At 56.4% G+C, this 17,921-nt stretch carries 15 protein-coding genes; 10 read left to right on the top strand and 5 right to left on the bottom strand.

Going from position 1 to position 17,921, the window contains the following annotated elements; genetic code table 11:
- Positions 1-942: serine hydroxymethyltransferase (gene glyA, locus AC2FI7_RS02485; protein WP_496815600.1), on the bottom strand; the 942-nt coding region annotated here is incomplete at its 3' end.
- Positions 943-1,110: 168 nt separating this feature from the next.
- Between glyA and AC2FI7_RS02480 the strand changes: the two genes are divergently transcribed.
- Positions 1,111-1,872 (top strand): NAD kinase, encoded by a 762-nt coding sequence (locus AC2FI7_RS02480; protein WP_010438846.1) that lies wholly within the window; start codon positions 1,111-1,113, stop codon positions 1,870-1,872.
- 281 nt (positions 1,873-2,153) lie between these two features.
- On the opposite strand, the gene AC2FI7_RS02475 is transcribed toward AC2FI7_RS02480, so the two are convergent.
- From AC2FI7_RS02475 to AC2FI7_RS02465, 3 genes are all read right to left on the bottom strand, one after another.
- Positions 2,154-3,587, bottom strand: coding sequence for an amidase family protein (locus AC2FI7_RS02475; RefSeq protein ID WP_496815599.1), 1,434 nt, complete (start codon positions 3,585-3,587; stop codon positions 2,154-2,156).
- A 181-nt stretch (positions 3,588-3,768) separates the two neighbouring features.
- The gene (gene prpE, locus AC2FI7_RS02470) at positions 3,769-5,658 is read right to left on the bottom strand and encodes a propionate-CoA ligase PrpE (RefSeq protein WP_010438852.1); all 1,890 of its coding nucleotides are present in this window, start codon (positions 5,656-5,658) and stop codon (positions 3,769-3,771) included.
- 287 nt (positions 5,659-5,945) lie between these two features.
- The gene (locus tag AC2FI7_RS02465) at positions 5,946-8,219 is read right to left on the bottom strand and encodes an NADP-dependent malic enzyme (RefSeq protein WP_010438856.1); all 2,274 of its coding nucleotides are present in this window, start codon (positions 8,217-8,219) and stop codon (positions 5,946-5,948) included.
- 196 nt (positions 8,220-8,415) lie between these two features.
- On the opposite strand from AC2FI7_RS02465, the gene AC2FI7_RS02460 reads away from it, so the two are divergent.
- The 7 genes from AC2FI7_RS02460 (at position 8,416) to upp (ending at position 14,808) form a co-directional block, all read left to right on the top strand.
- Positions 8,416-9,120, top strand: coding sequence for a hypothetical protein (locus AC2FI7_RS02460; RefSeq protein ID WP_496833221.1), 705 nt, complete (start codon positions 8,416-8,418; stop codon positions 9,118-9,120).
- Positions 9,083-10,186, top strand: coding sequence for a cupin domain-containing protein (locus tag AC2FI7_RS02455; protein WP_010438860.1), 1,104 nt, complete (start codon positions 9,083-9,085; stop codon positions 10,184-10,186). The genes AC2FI7_RS02460 and AC2FI7_RS02455 overlap by 38 nt, the downstream gene beginning before the upstream one ends.
- A 97-nt stretch (positions 10,187-10,283) precedes the next feature.
- Positions 10,284-10,676, top strand: coding sequence for a cytidine deaminase (locus tag AC2FI7_RS02450; RefSeq protein ID WP_010438862.1), 393 nt, complete (start codon positions 10,284-10,286; stop codon positions 10,674-10,676).
- A 4-nt stretch (positions 10,677-10,680) separates the two neighbouring features.
- On the top strand, positions 10,681-11,988 hold the full coding sequence (locus AC2FI7_RS02445; RefSeq protein ID WP_010438864.1) for a thymidine phosphorylase: 1,308 nt from the start codon (positions 10,681-10,683) through the stop codon (positions 11,986-11,988).
- Positions 11,985-13,196 carry a phosphopentomutase gene (locus AC2FI7_RS02440; RefSeq protein ID WP_496815597.1) on the top strand — a complete coding sequence of 404 codons (1,212 nt, stop codon included), beginning with the start codon at positions 11,985-11,987 and terminating at the stop codon, positions 13,194-13,196. Before AC2FI7_RS02445 ends, AC2FI7_RS02440 begins: the two co-directional genes overlap by 4 nt.
- Positions 13,193-14,179, top strand: a complete 987-nt coding sequence (locus tag AC2FI7_RS02435) for an adenosine deaminase (protein ID WP_010438868.1) — start codon at positions 13,193-13,195, stop codon at positions 14,177-14,179. The genes AC2FI7_RS02440 and AC2FI7_RS02435 overlap by 4 nt, the downstream gene beginning before the upstream one ends.
- Positions 14,176-14,808: a uracil phosphoribosyltransferase gene (gene upp / locus AC2FI7_RS02430; protein WP_010438870.1), complete on the top strand. Its 633-nt coding sequence runs from the start codon at positions 14,176-14,178 to the stop codon at positions 14,806-14,808. The genes AC2FI7_RS02435 and upp overlap by 4 nt, the downstream gene beginning before the upstream one ends.
- 3 nt (positions 14,809-14,811) lie before the next feature.
- On the opposite strand, the gene AC2FI7_RS02425 is transcribed toward upp, so the two are convergent.
- Complete coding sequence (locus AC2FI7_RS02425; RefSeq protein ID WP_010438872.1) at positions 14,812-15,825, bottom strand: hypothetical protein; 1,014 nt, start codon at positions 15,823-15,825, stop codon at positions 14,812-14,814.
- Between the two features lie 148 nt (positions 15,826-15,973).
- On the opposite strand from AC2FI7_RS02425, the gene AC2FI7_RS02420 reads away from it, so the two are divergent.
- Complete coding sequence (locus AC2FI7_RS02420; protein WP_010438875.1) at positions 15,974-16,918, top strand: DMT family transporter; 945 nt, start codon at positions 15,974-15,976, stop codon at positions 16,916-16,918.
- 215 nt (positions 16,919-17,133) lie between these two features.
- Entirely contained in the window at positions 17,134-17,892 is a 759-nt protein-coding gene (locus AC2FI7_RS02415; protein WP_238528764.1) for a Hint domain-containing protein, read from the top strand.
- Positions 17,893-17,921 lie beyond the last annotated feature (29 nt).

The raw sequence follows: 17,921 nt of genomic DNA, 5'->3' as shown, positions 1-17,921 counted from the left end.
GTCGAGACCGCCCTTGATCAGCTGATCTGAAAGGGCCTGAGCGTTCACAATAACCTGCTTGATGTAGTCCTTGAACGAGGGCCGCAGCGCCTCGCCAAACGCTACTGCTTTGCCAGCGATCACATGCATCAGCGGACCACCCTGAATACCGGGGAAGATTGCCGAGTTTACCTTTTTCGCGATCGCTTCGTCGTTGGTCAGGATCATGCCGCCACGGGGGCCGCGCAGCGTCTTGTGCGTGGTGGTTGTCGCGACGTGCGCGTGCGGGAAGGGCGACGGGTGCTCACTCGCTGCAATCAGGCCCGCAATATGCGCCATATCCACGTGCAGATACGCACCGACCATATCGGCGATCTCGCGCATGCGGGCAAAATCGATAATACGTGGAATGGCCGAACCGCCTGCGATGATCAGCTTGGGCTGGTGTTCTTTCGCAAGCGCCTCGACCTGATCATAATCCAGCATGTTGTCTTCCTTGCGGACGCCGTACTGCACCGCGTTGAACCACTTGCCCGACTGGTTGGGGCGCGCGCCGTGGGTCAGGTGACCGCCGGCATCCAGGCTCATGCCCAAGATGGTGTCGCCGGGTTGGATCAGCGCCTGGAACACGCCCTGGTTCGCTTGGCTGCCCGAGTTCGGCTGCACGTTGGCAAAGCCGCAACCAAACAGCTGCCTGGCGCGGTCGATGGCCAGGTTTTCAGCGATATCAACGAACTCGCAACCGCCATAGTAGCGACGACCGGGATAACCTTCGGCGTATTTGTTGGTCATCACCGAGCCCTGCGCTTCCATGACAGCGGCAGAGATGATGTTTTCCGATGCGATCAGCTCGATTTCATCGCGCTGGCGGCCCAATTCGGATGTGATCGAGCCAAATAGCTCGGGGTCACGATCGGCAAGGGATTGGGTGAAGAAACCGGTATCACGAAGATTGGCGTTCATAATGGCTCCACAGGGCTGGGGTTTATCTGGCGGATTTCCTATCGGAAACGGTAGAAATCAGAAAGGCTGTAAAGCGACGAATTGGCCCGCTATGGCGTCAAGTCTGGCCTATTGCGGAAAGGTATGTTTGTTTCGGAACCAAATGTGCAGCACTGGAAACCATAAAACATGACCAAGAGAATCGCCTTTCTGGCCAGCGATGCCAAAGTGGCGCAAACTGCCCGAGACTCTCTTGTGGCGTGCTATGGAAATGCCGCACCCAGGGATGCGGATGTGGTTGTCGCGCTGGGTGGGGATGGCTTCATGCTGCAAACGCTGCAGGGTATCCAGCATCTGAATACACCAGTCTACGGTATGAACCGCGGGACCATCGGGTTTCTGATGAACGAATATGCCGAGACCGATCTGATGGCTCGGCTTGCCGAGGCAGAGGAAGAGGTCGTCAACCCATTGGCAATGACCGCGATGGATCAGTCTGGCCAAAAACACGAAGCGCTGGCGATCAACGAGGTGTCGCTGTTGCGTGCAGGACCGCAAGCAGCGCAACTCAGGATTAGTGTGGATGGGCGTGTTCGCATGGCCGAGCTTGTGTGTGATGGCGCATTACTCGCCACTCCTGCGGGTTCAACGGCTTATAACTACTCTGCGCATGGACCTATTGTTCCGATTGGCGCAGACGTGTTGGCGCTGACACCCATCGCGGCATTTCGCCCGCGAAGGTGGCGCGGTGCTTTGCTGCCGAAAATGGCAAAGGTCAGGTTCGACGTGATCGATGCTGACAAGCGACCAGTTATCGTTGCGGCTGATTCAATCTCTTTTCCAGATATCGACTGGGTCGAAATTAGGTCTGATACGAGCATCCAACACCGGATACTTTTTGATCCGGGGCATGGATTGGAGGAGCGACTGATTTCCGAGCAGTTCACATAAATGTGAGCGAATTGATAAATTTCCTGTCGTTTGTGTGAACCAGTTCACATCCACACCGATAATGGTTTGTTAGCTTCAACTTGCCCGGAGAACACGCCAAGGTGGAAGTGAGTGGCCATCTGACGGTGTTTTCGAATGATTGCGCAGTTTTTGCGCTGGCGAGGGTGGGTGGTGCTACGCTCGTCTTCTAAAATCCGGGCATATTTTATTATGCGGACCCCGGGCACAAAACCCCGGGGTCTATTCTCTATGGCAAGCTGCTACGTGGGCACAAGTTGGACCTAATTGCTCATTTGCTCCCATAAAATCGGGGCCATCTGCCCGACGCGCTCTTCGATGGCGGCTGCGGCATCTACGGCCATATCTTCGCGCCAGCACCGGGCAGCGATCTGAATGTTGATCGGTTGGGGGCCATTCGGCAATTCCGCAAGGCGTGCGGGAACGCTGGCAGCGGGCAACCCCAGAAAGTTCATCGCATAAGAATATACTGCACAGCCCAGCACCTCATGAACACCCTCCGCGCCTTCGGTGTCTCGATCAGGCTTGAAAAATGGCTGCGGCAGAAATGGAGACAGGACTAACGGATAATCCTGCAGGAACAATGACCATTCGCGCGCATGGTGGCTGCGCTGCGCAAGGGCCTGAATCAGATCGTCTCCGACAATCGGGGGAAACTCTTGGAAATAAACTTCAAAAATGTCGCGGATGATTTGCGATCCGGCAGCTTCGATATCACCTTTCATCAAGGTCAGCACTTCGCCCATCAGCGCGCGGTAGCCCAACCTGCCGCATTCGAACACATCTGGCGGATCAATCTCTTCAACCAGATATCCGGCATCGATTAAGGCGTCCCGTGCCGTATCCAGCGCCTTGTCTACTTCTGGATGCAATGCGTAGCCGAACGTGTTTTTTGTGAAGGCGACCTTGATCGGTCCGTCTTGCATATTGCCGCGCCAGGGTAGGTGTACGTGAAAGGGATCCCGAGGGTCTGGTTCAATCAGGCTTGGCATAGACAGGTGTAAATCTGCGGCCGTTCGGGTAATCACCCCCTGAACCGACATCGACTGCGCCAGCATTCCCCGCTCGGCCTTTTGGCTTGGGTTCCACGCGGGCACGCGGCCAAGCCCCGGTTTCACGGTGACCGCACCATTGGCTGCGGCGGGAAAACGCAGGCTACCACCGATATCGTTGCCATGACCCAGAGCGCCTATTCCCGCCATAACGGCCGCGCCGGCGCCACCAGACGATCCGCCGGGTGAAATATGGCGGCCCCAGGGATTATGCGTGCGCCCATGAAGCGGGTTGTCCGTATCAGCACGGAATGAAAATTCGGGGGTATTGGTCCGCCCGATGACAATCGCACCTGCTTTATGTAAGTTTGAGACCACAGGAGCATCATCTGGTGCAATGACATCCTTCAGGGCCACCACGCCATTGGTGGTTGCATGACCTTTCTGGTCCACATTCACCTTGATCGTAACCGGAACACCATGCAGGGGACCAGCCAAAGCACCATCACGACGGGCACGGTCAAGAGCGGATGCACGCTCCATCGCCTCCGCACCAAGATCTTCCACAACTGCATTCAACTCGGGGTTCACTTGGTGCATACGCACCAATGCATCCTTGACGACTGCCTCCGCGCTCAGATCGCCCTTTTTTGTCAGAACAGTCAGTTCGGTCGCACTCAGACGCCAAATCTCGCCGTTTGTCATGCTCGTCCTCCTCACTTCAACCTGAGGGGAGGCGCGACCAATGACAAGCCCCAGTAAGACAAAACGGATCCACCCTTCATCTGGCCGAAAATATCCCGGAGCGCGAGGCAGAGCCTCGCATTCGCGCTTTAGCGCAAATCAAGTGCGCCTTTTTGGTGCACTGTTGGATTCCATTGCAAAGTTACTGCGCGTAACCGATGGTTTGCAGGGCCGATTTGATCTCGTCCAGAATAACTGGATCATCGATGGTGGCAGGCATCTTGTATTCATCGCCATCCGCAATCGACACCATCGTGCCTCGCAGGATCTTGCCCGATCGCGTCTTGGGTAGGCGATCTACCACCACCGCATTCTTAAACGCAGCGACAGGCCCGATTTTGTCCCGGACCATCTTGACCACATCCGCCACCACATCCTGGTGGTTCCGTTCAGATCCGGCATTGAGGCACAAGAATCCAACCGGCATTTGCCCTTTTAGTTGGTCCGACACGCCAATCACGGCACATTCTGCCACATCGGGGTGCGCAGCCAGCACCTCTTCCATCCCGCCAGTCGACAAACGGTGGCCAGCAACGTTGATGACATCATCGGTGCGCGCCATGATATAAAGATAACCGTCTTCGTCGATCATGCCTGCGTCACCGGTCTCGTAGTAGCCTGGGAAATGCTCCAGATACGACTTCTTGAACCGCGCCTCGGCGTTCCAGAGGGTCGGCAACGTACCTGGGGGCAATGGCAGCTTGACCGCGATAGCTCCCAATTCACCTGGTTTCATGGGATGGCCACCTTCGTCCAGAATTTGAACGTCATAGCCTGGCATGGGCTTTGCAGGTGAACCCAATTTGATCGGAAGTTCCTCGATACCAAGTGGATTACCCGCGATTGTCCATCCGGTTTCGGTTTGCCACCAATGATCGATGACCGGGACATTCAACGCATCCTGCGCCCAGATGATGGTGTCCGGGTCGGCCCGCTCACCTGCAAGGTATAGCGCCTTCAGGCGGGAGAGGTCGTATTTCGACATCAACTTCCCATCGGGGTCTTCGCGTTTGACGGCGCGAATGGCTGTCGGGGCCGTGAAAAAACTTTTGACCTTATGTTCGGAGATCACACGCCAGAAGGTGCCAGCGTTTGGCGTGCCAACGGGTTTGCCTTCGAACACAATGGTCGTATTGCCATGGATCAGCGGAGCGTAGCAGATATAGGAATGCCCCACGACCCAGCCCACATCTGACGCTGCCCAGAACACGTCACCTGGATCAACGTTGTAGATGTTCTTCATCGTCCAATTCAGCGCGACCAGATGGCCAGCGGTCGGGCGCACGACACCTTTTGGAGCCCCGGTGGTGCCCGAGGTATACAGAATATACGCCGGATCGTTGCCGTTTACAGGCACGCATTCTGCAGGTTCAGTTCCGTATTGGAACCCATGCCAATTGACATCGCGCCCTTCGATAAGTTGTGCAACCTCCTGTTCACGTTGGAAGATTACGCAGAACTCGGGCTTGTGGCTGGCAAGATCGATCGCGCCATCCAACAGCGGTTTGTAGTGCACGACACGACCCGGTTCCATCCCGCATGAAGCGGCGATGATCGCCTTGGGTTTCGCATCATCGATACGCACGGCCAACTCGTTGCTGGCAAAGCCGCCGAACACCACCGAGTGCACCGCTCCAAGGCGGGCGCAGGCCAGCATGGCCTCCAACGCTTCAGGGATCATCGGCATATAGATGATGACCCGGTCCCCTTTCTCAACGCCTTTCGCGCGGAGCGCACCGGCCAGATTAGCGACCCTGTTGCGCAGCTCGACGTAGGAGATTTCGCGTTTGGTATGTGTGATGGGACTGTCATAGATGATCGCGGTCTGCTCGCCACGACCGTTTTCCACATGCCGGTCGACTGCGTTCCAGCACGTATTTACCTTGGCATCGCTGAACCATTCATAGAGAGGCGCATTGTCGTCGAACAGAGCTTTGCTGGGCTCTTGAACCCAGTCGATCCCTTTTGCCGCATCCATCCAGAATGCTTCGGGGTCGTTCTTCCAGCTCTCGTAGACGTCCTGATATGCCATGATGGCCTCCTCCCAAATTCCTCGCGTTTTGTGTTAGGCGCCGAAGGTGCCTCGGGCAAGCGACGCGGAATGCGGCGCGTCAGTTTATCGCAAAATCTTTGCAGAACCTTTCAGATTGGACTGCAAAGTTTTGCAAATTCTCTGATATTTATGACCCTCTAGTTGATCCATCTAAGGTTTTGCAAATTTGCTAACTCACCGCTGCAAAAGCGACTGTGCCAATAGAATCAACTTGGGCAACTGGTCCGGAGCCCGTTCGTGAGTATCCTCTTACCGCCGCGCCCAGTTTACCCGTAATGTGCCACTGGCGTTCCGGCGATGGCCGCCATGTTCAACAGCCCCCGGGCAGTGATTGATGGCGTTACGATATGGGCTTTGTTTCCCATTCCCATCAAGATCGGTCCCACCTCTAGCCCGTCCGCTTTCATCTTGAGGATGTTACGCACCCCGCTTGCTGCATCCGCGTGTGCGAAAATCAGGACATTCGCAGCGCCTTCCATACGCGAGTTCGGGAAAATACGTGCACGCAATTCAGGATCAAGGGCCAGGTCCAAGTTCATCTCGCCCTCATAGCTGAAATCGCGCGGCTCAGAATCGAGTATCTCAAGGCCCGCCCGAAGGCGCTTGCCCGATCCCTCTGCCTGATTGCCGAACTGCGATTGCGAACAGAATGCAATCTTCGGCTCCAGTCCGAACCGCCGCACGTGACGGGCTGCGCCGATGGTTGTTTCGGCGAGTTCCTCGGGGGTGGGCAGTTGCCGTACATGCGTGTCGGCGATGAATAGGGGGCCGTCTTCCAGAATCATAAGTGACAGCGCGCCGTGCGGGCGTAAATCGCCATCATCCAGAACTTGCTCAACATAATTGAGATGCCAGCGGTATTCGCCGAATGTACCGCAGATCATGCTGTCAGCTTCGCCGCGATGCACCATGATCGCCGCAATTGCAGTATTGTTGGTGCGCATGATGGCTTTTGCGAGGTCCGGAGTGACCCCCCGCCGCTGCATGATCTGGTGATATGAGTTCCAGTAGTCGTAGTAGCGCGGATCGTCCTGCGGGTTCACAATCTGGAAATCCTGCCCCGGACGAACTGTCAGCCCCAGTCGTTCGCATCGTGCGTCGATTACGTCCGGGCGACCAATCAGGATCGGGGTTTCTGTGGTTTCTTCCAAAATAGCCTGTGCTGCACGCAATACCCGCTCGTCCTCGCCTTCCGCAAAAACGATCCGCCGGGAAGCAACTGCTGCGGCTTCAAATACTGGTCGCATCAGAAGAGCCGATTTGAACACAGTCTGATTTAGCCGTTCCTTATAGGCTTCTAGGTCATCAATGGGCCGTTTTGCGACCCCACTTTTCATGGCTGCTTGCGCAACAGATGACGAAACGACTCCGACGAGGCGCGGGTCGAAAGGTTTGGGGATCAGATAATCCGGCCCAAAGGTCAACTGCTCTCCCTTGTAGGCTGCCGCAGCTTCAGCGCTGGTTGTCGCACGGGCCATGTCGGCAATTCCGTCGACGCAGGCGATTTGCATCTCGTCATTGATTTCAGTCGCACCAACATCCAGGGCACCCCGGAAGATGAACGGGAAACACAAGACATTGTTCACTTGGTTCGGGAAATCGCTGCGGCCGGTTGCAATGATTGCATCTGGCGCAACTTCGCGTGCCGCTTGTGGCAGGATTTCCGGAGTTGGGTTGGCCAATGCAAAGATGATCGGGGTTTTAGCCATCTTTTCAACCATCTCGGGCTTCAACACGTTCGGTCCACTCAGCCCCAGGAACAGATCGGCATCCGGGATCACATCGTCCAGAGTGCGTAGATCGGTTTTTTGGGCAAACTGGTCCTTGTGCGGGTTCATATCCTCGGCGCGGCCCTCATAGACCAGACCGTGAATGTCACACAGCCAGATATTCTCGCGTTTGACCCCAAGCTTCACCAACATGCTGAGGCAGGCGATCCCCGCGGCGCCACCACCGGTTGAGACAACTTTGATATCCTCAAACTTCTTGCCTGCCACATGCAGGGCGTTCTTGGCAGCGGCCCCAACAACGATCGCGGTGCCGTGCTGGTCGTCGTGAAAGACGGGGATATTCATCCGCTCTCGGCACAGTTTTTCAACGATGAAACAATCCGGTGCCTTGATGTCTTCAAGGTTGATCGCGCCAAAAGTCGGTTCCAACGCGCAGACGATATCTGCCAGTTTTTCGGGGTCAGGCTGATCCACCTCGATGTCAAAACAGTCGATGCCAGCGAATTTTTTGAATAGGACCGCCTTGCCTTCCATCACCGGCTTTGATGCCAGAGCACCGATGTCGCCGAGCCCCAGAACCGCAGTGCCGTTCGAAACAACAGCCACCAGATTGCCGCGCGCAGTATATTTTTCTGCATTGGCTGCGTCGCTTTTGATCTCGAGGCTGGCTTCGGCCACTCCAGGCGAATAAGCGCGTGCAAGGTCCCGGCCGTTTGCCATCGGCTTCGTGGCCTTGATCTCAAGCTTTCCGGGCTTCGGATGGGCATGATATTCAAGCGCAGCCTGTCGCAGGTTCGGTGTGTCAGACATCGGCAATTCAACTCCGTTCCAATATTCGTTTGATGGTTAAACCATTTCTCAACGCTTGGCTATGTCGCCTCGGATTGCTGTCGAAATAAGGTCTCACGGATACGTTAAGGGGTTGCTGGTTGAGATTTGATGCTTTGCTTCTATGTACAGTCAATTCCCGACAATCTAACGGGCCTCAGAAGCGATGGATCTGATCATGCGCAATAAAAACAAAGCTTGTGCTGACGCGCAAATGGCCACCGCTTTTGACAGGCTTGGCACCAAAGGGGGTGCCTTGGTTGGTTCGCTTTCTTTGGCTGCTGTTCTGCTTTGCGTGATCATGATCTGGCCTTTGCAGGCCGCAGCATTCAACCAAGAGGGCGGCTTGATCGAGACAATTTCAGCCACTGCGTTGCTGACTGCCGGGCTGGTCGCGCTGGTGCGTTTTCCAGGCCTCTCGCGCTTATATATTGCACTTGTCTGCCTACTGTTGGCCGAGCGCGAGCTGGAAGCAGAGGTCTACACCGAAGGCAGCGTACTTTTCGTCGTGCTAGAATGGCTGGATTTACTGCTTGATGCGACCACAGTCCGGATCGCTTTGGGCGTGATTGTCATTGGTGGTTTGCTTTGGCACGGGATACCAAACGGAGTACGCGCACTTAGGATCCGCGCACCATTTCTGACGGTATTTGTCCTAGCCGGAAGTGTTGCTGTACTGGCGCAGATACTCGAAGAAGTCAGTGGATTTTTCTCGGAAAGCCTTTCGGTCACGATGGCTACGCGCCTGTTCGTGCTTGAAGAAATGCTTGAAATGTACTTTTCAATTGGCATTTTGGCCGCTGTTCTGATCGGATGGCCAAAAATCAGATCCGAAGAGATACAGAATGACAAGCGATCCGAAAGACTTCCAGACGCGCGCTGAAATCCGCCTGCCGACGCAGGAACTCCGCAACGATATTCCGTTCTACACCAAGGTGCTGGGGATGCGGATGGACATGATCTATCCAGCCGACGATCCAAATACCGCTGTGTTTTCCGGACATGGTTTACGTTTGCGGATCGAGAAAGACGCATCCGGGTCTCCTGGGACCTTGCGCATTTTGACGTCTGACCCCGACAGGTTCGCTGACGGCCAGCGCAGTCTTGTCGCACCAAATGGCACCCGGATCGAAATAGAGGAACTGGATCCACCGCTGGTTATGCCGGAAACGGTTCATTCATTTGTTGTTCGCCGCCTCAAAGATCAGGCACCTTGGATCATAGGGCGGGCAGGGATGCATTATCGCGATCTGGTGCCTGACAGGTTGGGCGGTTCGATCATCGCCAGTCATATCCGCATTCCCGATGGCGGCCCGGTGCCGGACATGGTGCATTTTCACAAGGTCGGGTTTCAGCTTATCTTCTGCATCCACGGTTGGGTGGATGTGGTTTACGAGGATCAGGGTGAGAAAATGCGCCTGACAGCGGGTGATTGCTTTATTCAACCGCCCGAAATCCGTCACCGAGTGCTTGAGGCATCGGACAACGTGCAGGTGATCGAGATTGGTGTACCGGCTGAACATGTGACCGAGATCGACCACGAGATGGACCTGCCAACACCACACTTCCGACCGGACCGGGAATGGCAGGGCCAACGGTTTGTTTATAATCAGGCCAAAGACGCGGAGTGGATACCTTTCCGTCTGCCCGGATATGTCTGTCGCGACACAACCATTGCCGAAAACACCAAGGGTGTCGCGGGTGTGCAGGTCTTCCGTCGCGGGCAAGGTCAGCCAGAGTGGGCCAGCCACGATACTGATATCCACTTTACCTTTGTGATGGATGGCGAGGTCACACTTGAGGGTGAGGGGCGCGAACCCTATCGGCTGGAACAGGGCGACGCCTTCGTCATTCCACCTGGCATGAGAACTCGTTTGTCTGATCCAACTGACGATGTCGAATTGTTGGAAGTAACGCTGCCCGGCACATTCAACACGACTCTGGGCTAAATGCTTGTGATTATCCGCGCTCGGGGGCTTCAAATTCCCCGGCGCTTTCATTTAGGGTATGACATTCTGACCAAGTGATCAAAAATTGGGAATCGTCATGTCTTTGAAAGATGCTGCTTTGGCTGCTCGTGAAAATGCGCACGCGCCTTATTCGAATTTCAAGGTCGGGGCGGCGATCCGGGCAGGTTCAGGCACGGTTTACATCGGCTGCAATGTCGAAAACGTAGCCTACCCAGAAGGCACCTGCGCCGAGGCAGGGGCGATTGCCGCGATGATCGCCGCAGGCGACAAAGAACTGACCGAAGTTTACGTGGTTGCCAGCAGTCCGCATCCGGTGCCACCTTGCGGCGGCTGCCGTCAGAAACTGGCTGAATTCGGAAAAGGCGATGTGGTGGTCACTATGGCGACTGCCGATGGTCTTGAAACCAAAACCACAATAGCTGATCTGTTGCCGGGTGCATTTGGTGCCGCGCATATGAGGGACACCTGATCAGATGGATGCGCGTTCGATTATCGCCAAGCTTCGCCGTAACGAGATACCGACATCAGCCGAATTGCATTGGTTCGCACAGGGGTTGGCTGATGGTGGCGTAAGTGACGCGCAGGCGGGAGCCTTTGCCATGGCGGTCTGCATGGGTGGGCTGGGGGCTCAGGGCAGGGCTGATTTGACGGTTGCCATGCGTGACAGCGGTGAGGTGCTGAACTGGGATGTTGATGGCCCGGTGATCGACAAACACTCGACTGGTGGAGTCGGGGATTGCGTCAGCCTGGTTCTCGCACCGGCCCTGGCCGAATGCGGGGCCTATGTACCAATGATCTCGGGCAGGGGGCTGGGCCACACCGGCGGCACTTTGGACAAACTCGAAGCAATCCCCGGCGTGACAACACAGATCGGCCAGACAAGGCTGGCGCAGATACTGAATGAGACCGGCGCTGCGATTGTCGGCGCTACGGGGCAGATCGCACCGGCGGATAAACGGCTGTACGCGATCCGCGATGTGACGGCGACGGTGGAAAGCCTTGATCTGATCACTGCGTCGATCCTGTCAAAGAAGCTGGCCGCCAGCCCGGATGCGCTGGTGCTGGACGTCAAGGTGGGCAGCGGGGCGTTCATGAAGACGTTGGATGAGGCGCGCAAGCTTGCTCGGGCGCTGACCGAAACTGCAAATACCGCTGGGTGCCGGACCTCAGCGGTGATCACCGACATGAATCAACCGCTTGCGCCAGCGCTTGGCAACGCGCTGGAAGTTGCCGAAGTGATGAAGGTCATGACCAGTGGTCAATCCTCACCTTTGGCCGAAATATCTGCTGAACTGGGTGGCGTGTTGATGGCAGATGCGGGCATGTGCGCATCGGCGGAAGAAGGCCGGGCGCGGATCGCAGAAGTAATACGTGACGGGCGCGCCGCCGAACGGTTTGGCCGCATGATGGCCGCTGTCGGAGGACCTGTGCACTTCGTCGATACCTGGGCGCGATTCCTGCCCGAAGCAAACGTGATCCAAGAGGTGCCTGCGCCCCGCGATGGCTACATCTCTGCGATAGATGGTGAGGCACTAGGACTGGCGGTGGTTGCCCTGGGTGGTGGACGCCAGGTTGAGAGTGATGAGATCGACCCGGCGGTTGGATTGTCGGATATCTTGCGGTTGGGTCAGCACGTTCAGAAGGGCGCGCCATTGGCCGTGGTCCACGCAGCCCGAGAAGATGCAGCGCGACTTGCGTCCGAGGCGGTATTGAATGCCGTAGCGCTTGGCGATGCGCCAGTAGAACAACCTCCGCATATACACGAAAGGATCAGCGCATGAGCCGCGCTTTCCTTGTTGTTATGGATTCGGTTGGTATCGGCGGCGCGCCAGATGCCAATCAGTTCTACAACGGCGCCACGCCCGATACGGGTGCGAACACGGTGGCTCATATTGCGCAGGCCTGTGCCGAAGGGCGCGCAGAAGAAGGACGCTCCGGCCCATTGCATTTGCCAAATCTCGACGCTCTGGGACTGGGCGCTGCAACGCGACTGGCCTCAAATGATTTCACGCCGGGGTTAGAAGCCACACCAGCAGGTCTCTGGGGATGTGCGCGAGAGTATTCGCCGGGCAAGGACACGCCCTCTGGCCATTGGGAATTGGCAGGCGTTCCGGTGCCGTGGGACTGGCACTATTTCCCGGATACGACACCTGCCTTTCCCGCCGAGCTGAGCCGGGCAGCGGCCCAGGCTGCAGGTACCGAGGGCATTCTGGGCGATTGCCACGCTTCTGGCACGGCGATCATCGCTGAATTGGGGGCTGAGCATATGCGAACCGGCTGGCCGATCTGCTATACATCTGCCGACAGTGTGTTCCAGATTGCCGCACATGAGGAGAGCTTTGGCCTCGACCGTTTGCTGGATTTGTGCAAGGTGCTCGCGCCGCAGCTTCACAAAATGAAAGTTGGCCGTGTGATAGCTCGGCCATTCATCGGAACACCGGAAACTGGATTTACCCGCACCACCAACCGCAAGGATTTTGCCATCGTACCCCCAAGCCCGGTGCTGACAAACTGGGCGCAGGACGCGGGTCAGCACGTGTATGCAGTTGGCAAGATCGGCGACATCTTCTCGATGCAGGGGATCGATACGTTGCGCAAAGGTTCGGATGCCGAACTGATGACCCATCTTTCTGATCTGGTGGACGAAGCCGAAGATGGCAGCCTGACATTTGCCAACTTTGTCGAGTTCGACAGCATCTATGGCCACCGTAGGGATATCAGCGGCTATGCCCGCGCGTTGGAGTGGTTTGACCGCGAGTTGGGTGCCATTCTTCAAAAACTGCTCCCCGGCGACCTGATGCTGCTAACCGCCGATCATGGCAATGATCCCAGTTGGATCGGAACCGATCACACGCGCGAACAAGTGCCGGTATTGATTGCCGGACATGGCACAGGTGAAATCGGCCGGATCAACTTTGCCGATGTCGCTGCCAGTATCGCGCATCACCTGAATATCCCGGCGCAAGGACCGGGGCGGAGTTTTCTATGACTGTGGCTGACCAACCCAAGATCGAACTTCACCTGCATCACGAAGGTGCAGCACCGCCCGCCTTTATTCGCCAGTTGGCGCATGAAAAACGCGTGGATCTGAGCGGGATCTTCAAGCCAGATGGTTCGTATGATTTTCGCGACTTTGCACATTTCCTCAGTGTCTACGAGGCTGCCTGCGAGGTTCTGAAATCGCCAGAGGATTTTCGCCGATTGACGTTGGCCATTCTCGAAGAAAGCGCAGCCAACGGGGTGGCGTATTCTGAAACTTTCCTTAGCCCCGATTTTTGCGGCGGAGGAGATTTGCATGCATGGAAGGACTATTTGACCGCGATCCAGGATGCCGCTGATGAGGCCGAGCGCAAATTCGGGATTACGCTGCGCGGTGTCGTGACCTGTGTGCGCCATTTCGGACCCGAGCAAGCCAAGCGCAGTGCACATTGTGCAGCCGAAACTGCTGGTAACTGGATCACCGGATTTGGCATGGGCGGCAATGAATCCGTCGGAACGCAGGGTGATTTCAAATGGTCCTTTGAGTGCGCGCGCGAGGCAGGGCTGCAGTTGACCACACATGCTGGCGAATTTGGCGGTCCCGATAGTGTGCGGGACGCAATTCGCGATCTGGGGGTCGAGCGTGTGGGCCATGGTGTCCGTGCCATCGAAGACCCGGACCTTGTGCATGAACTGATCGACCGAGATATCACGTTGGAAGTGTGTCCGGGCTCGAACGTGGTTCTTGGCCTATTCCCCGATTTCGCGGCGCATCCCATTGCGAAACTGCGCGATGCAGGTGTCAATGTCACCGTATCTACTGATGATCCGCCGTTTTTCCATACCACGATGCGGCGCGAATATGAGATGTTGGGTGCAGCATTCGGCTGGCAAGCCGAAGATTTTGCAGCCCTTAATGTAACGGCCCTTAATGCGGCCTTTTGTGATGAAGAGACCCGCGCGCGGGTCAAGAAAAGACTGGAGACATCATGAGCGATCACCTGACCGTCGTCGACCACCCGCTGGTGCAGCACAAACTGACGCTCATGCGGGACAAGGGCACCTCGACCGCCGTGTTCCGGCAGTTGTTGCGCGAGATCACGTTGCTGTTGGCCTATGAGGTCACCCGCGAGATGTCGCTGACGACGCGCCACATCGAAACCCCGATGGAAGAGATGGACGCACCCATATTGGCGGGCAAGAAGCTTGCGTTGGTTTCGATCCTGAGGGCCGGAAACGGGATGCTGGACGGGGTGTTGGAGCTGATCCCCTCGGCACGGGTCGGCTTTGTGGGTCTCTATCGCGATGAAGAGACGCTCAAACCTGTTCAGTATTATTTCAAAGCCCCCGAAGGGCTGAAGGACCGTCTGGTCATTGCTGTTGATCCGATGCTGGCAACTGGCAACAGCTCGGCCGCAGCGATCGATCTGCTGAAAGAGCAGGGGGCCGCAGATATCCGTTTCCTTTGTCTTCTGGCTGCACCCGAAGGCGTGGCTCGCATGAAAGAGGCGCATCCGGATGTCAAAATCGTGACTGCGGCGCTGGATCGTGAGTTGAACTCCAAGGGCTACATCATGCCGGGCCTGGGCGATGCCGGGGATCGGATGTTCGGCACCAAATAGGCGCTATTGCCCGCAGATATTCTGCAGCCGGACCCAATCGCGGTCCGGCAATACCTGTTCCAAAGTTCGACCTGCCATGGGGTCCGCCTCTATCAACCCGAGAACGGACTCGCCTGTGATGTCAACAGCATAAGCGTACGGTGTTGAGGGAAGGGCGGCCTGAGCGAACACTGCCAGCAGATCATCATCGCTAATTTGTGGTTGAGGTTCAGCCAGGATTTCTTCGGTGTAGGTATCGACTACTTCAGTGGTCAACTCGCCAGTCGTCAACAGCCGAAACGCGGTTGTTGGGCCGGTACGATCTAACAGGTCGTCCAACGGTGCCTGTTGTGCCGCGCGAGCGCGCGCGGCGATAACATACCCCGCGGCAACGGCGGGGTCTTCATGATCCTCCACCAGCGCGCGATTCAGCAATACAGTCCCCCCCGGCAGGCTTAGGCTGTTGGACAAACCTGCGGGCAGAATTACGATCTGTCGAACACCAGTTCGTTTTGCAAGCCGGTCCAACGAGTCCTGCGCTTCGGGTGAATTGCATGCCTTGCCTGAGACCCTTTCAATGCGCTGCAGGATCGTATCACCGATCTCTTGCTGTTTGATCTCTGGCACGACTGAAACGACATGACGCTGCAAAGCGCTGGGCAACCACAGCAAAAGAACTGCCACAACGGCCAGCGCCACCCCCGCAACGCTGAGCCAGCGCAGACGGCCGGGGTGCGGTCTGGCGCGGTCGATAGCACGTTGCAGACGATCGATGGCCTCGATCATCGTGGTTTCCGTTTCTGCAAGCTCCAGCGTTTCGCCGGGATCGCCGTCGGGACAATAGATGGCGGGATACGCACCCGGGTTTTGACGCTCTAACGCAGCCAAAGACCAATGCGTGAGCGCGCTGTCATTGAAATCCGAGATCGTCAGAGTGGCTTCGCCAATCGAAACCACAACCTCACGCCGCTGTTCATCGGGCGAAGGGCGCCACAAACCGGTGGCTTCGATCCGCTGGTACTGTTTGAGTGCGGTCATCGGTTAATGCTGCTCGAGTATTATTTTGCACTAAGCTTAGCATGGCAAAAACCAGCGGCGCAAACCTGTTGCGTCAGGTTTGTGAAATGTGCTGATTGTAGCGGGTAGTTTTCTGGCCAGCACTGGCTAATCAAGCGCAGAGGCGGGAATGCAGTCACAACAACAATCCCATTCGATGCTGGCCTCTTTACTGATGGTCGCCTCGATGGCCATTATCGGCGTCATCGATAACTTTGTGATCCGGGTCGCCGAAAGCATTGGGCTTTGGCAGTTTCATCTAAGCCGCGCGACGTTGATGTTACCCCTGATTGCGCTTCTTTCGGTTCTTGGCTTGGGCGGTTTGAAACCGCGCCGGTACGGCATCGTCGCGGTGCGTAGCGTATTGATAACCATGGCGATGCTTTTTTATTTTACAGCTCTGGCTCTGATGCCGATTGCGCAGGCGTTGGCAGGGCTGTTTACCTCACCGATTTTTGTGCTGCTGATTTCCGCGCTTTTTCTGAAGCAGCATATCGGCCCCTGGCGGATCGTGGCCGTTCTTTTGGGCTTTGCCGGAATACTCAGTGTTTTGCAGCCTGACCCCAATTCATTTGATCTCAAGACGCTGATCCCAGTAGCTGGAGGTTTTTTCTATGCTCTCAGCGCCGTTGTAACCCGCACGCATTGCCGTGATGAAAGCACCGTCGCCCTGCTGGCCGCGATGGTGGTAACTCTGGGATTGGCAGGGTTGATTGGTCTGATATGGCTGGCTGTGTTTCCGGTTGACGTGCCTGAAGGCCCAGAGGGGTTTGCCATGCGCGGTTGGGTCTGGCCGATACATGAAGCCCTGCCTTGGGTGGTGCTGCAGGCGATTGGGTCTACGATCGCCGTTTTCATGCTGATCAAAGCTTACCAATTAGGAGAGCCTTCCTACGTCGCCGTATTCGAGTATTCGGTCATGATATTCGGACCCTTCTTTGCATGGATCGCCTTTGGACAATCGGTAGGATTAATGCAGGTCGTCGGTATTGGCATGATCGCAACTGCAGGAATTTTATTGGCATGGAGAGAGAAGCGCACTGCCGGAAAGCTGCCCAAAGCTCTGCCAAATTGAGGACGTGTGTAGATAAAGCAAAGTTACTTGCACATCGCTTATAGTTTCCAGGTGTCGTGCAAAGCGATCTTCGCCGCCCATATTGTTCCGGAACGTCACGTGAAATATGGCCAAAAGGTCCTTGTTTCGCCGCAATTGTGGCAAAACTTAGCCAGCTCGTGGCACATTCGCATGGTCAATCTGAACTATGTCGAAGTGCCAAGAGGGGGGCGCAAGTGTTAGAGTTAGTGAGTGTTTCGGGGTATTCGAAACGTGAGGGTCAAGGCCCGCAACCTGTTCAAGAGTCAGCCGTTTCAGTGCGCCGCGGTGGATTGCTGCATGGGACCAGGGTTGCAACAACCAGTGGCTGGAAGCCGGTTGAAAATCTGGTTACTGGCGAACTGGTGCGAACGCTGGATCACGGGTTTAGAGAATTGCGCCGTGTCTGCGCCGATAGCGTTGTGGTTCCAGGGGGGGAACGCAGGCCAGAGTATCTGCCGGTCCTTGTCCCGGCTCGCGCCGCGTATAATGGGCGGCCGGTCTGGCTGATGCCAGAGCAGGGAATGGCGCTGGATCAGACTAAACTGGATCTGGGAATTGAGGGGCTCTCAATTGTCCCTGCGCGTATGCTAAGCGGTGTTGGCAATCTCAGATCAAATACTCCGGCGCAAACCTTTGATGTGACGTCGTTGTATTTTGATCAGGATGAGATTGTCTTTATCGAGGGGGGATTCCAAGCCTACTGTCCTGCGGGAGGTATGGGACCGGTCTGCACATACGAAGTTGCCGACCAAGAAGATGCTGATCTGTTGATCGAAGCGGTGGCCATGAAAGGCGACATATCGGTTTTTGCAAACCCATTGGGTGCGCTGCCTGCGCCCATCCCGCAGGAACCAATATTCCCTATTCGCCCCCCCAAGGGCATGCGTCGGCCAGGGCGGCCAGGGCGGCCTAATGCCCCGATCTTGTTTCTGCGATCGGACTGGCGCATCTGAACGTAATCTGCTGGCGCAAAACAGATTGC

Source organism: Ruegeria sp. YTSA064 (genome assembly GCF_059610325.1).
This window is presented reverse-complemented; position numbering and strand designations above follow the sequence as displayed.

Coding starts and splice junctions, on each gene's coding strand:
- AC2FI7_RS02480 (WP_010438846.1), top strand. CDS start 1,111: ATGACCAAGAGAATCGCCTTTCTGGCCAGCGATGCCAAAGTGGCGCAA.
- AC2FI7_RS02475 (WP_496815599.1), bottom strand. CDS start 3,587: ATGACAAACGGCGAGATTTGGCGTCTGAGTGCGACCGAACTGACTGTT.
- prpE (WP_010438852.1), bottom strand. CDS start 5,658: ATGGCATATCAGGACGTCTACGAGAGCTGGAAGAACGACCCCGAAGCA.
- AC2FI7_RS02465 (WP_010438856.1), bottom strand. CDS start 8,219: ATGTCTGACACACCGAACCTGCGACAGGCTGCGCTTGAATATCATGCC.
- AC2FI7_RS02460 (WP_496833221.1), top strand. CDS start 8,416: ATGCGCAATAAAAACAAAGCTTGTGCTGACGCGCAAATGGCCACCGCT.
- AC2FI7_RS02455 (WP_010438860.1), top strand. CDS start 9,083: ATGACAAGCGATCCGAAAGACTTCCAGACGCGCGCTGAAATCCGCCTG.
- AC2FI7_RS02450 (WP_010438862.1), top strand. CDS start 10,284: ATGTCTTTGAAAGATGCTGCTTTGGCTGCTCGTGAAAATGCGCACGCG.
- AC2FI7_RS02445 (WP_010438864.1), top strand. CDS start 10,681: ATGGATGCGCGTTCGATTATCGCCAAGCTTCGCCGTAACGAGATACCG.
- AC2FI7_RS02440 (WP_496815597.1), top strand. CDS start 11,985: ATGAGCCGCGCTTTCCTTGTTGTTATGGATTCGGTTGGTATCGGCGGC.
- AC2FI7_RS02435 (WP_010438868.1), top strand. CDS start 13,193: ATGACTGTGGCTGACCAACCCAAGATCGAACTTCACCTGCATCACGAA.
- upp (WP_010438870.1), top strand. CDS start 14,176: ATGAGCGATCACCTGACCGTCGTCGACCACCCGCTGGTGCAGCACAAA.
- AC2FI7_RS02425 (WP_010438872.1), bottom strand. CDS start 15,825: ATGACCGCACTCAAACAGTACCAGCGGATCGAAGCCACCGGTTTGTGG.
- AC2FI7_RS02420 (WP_010438875.1), top strand. CDS start 15,974: ATGCAGTCACAACAACAATCCCATTCGATGCTGGCCTCTTTACTGATG.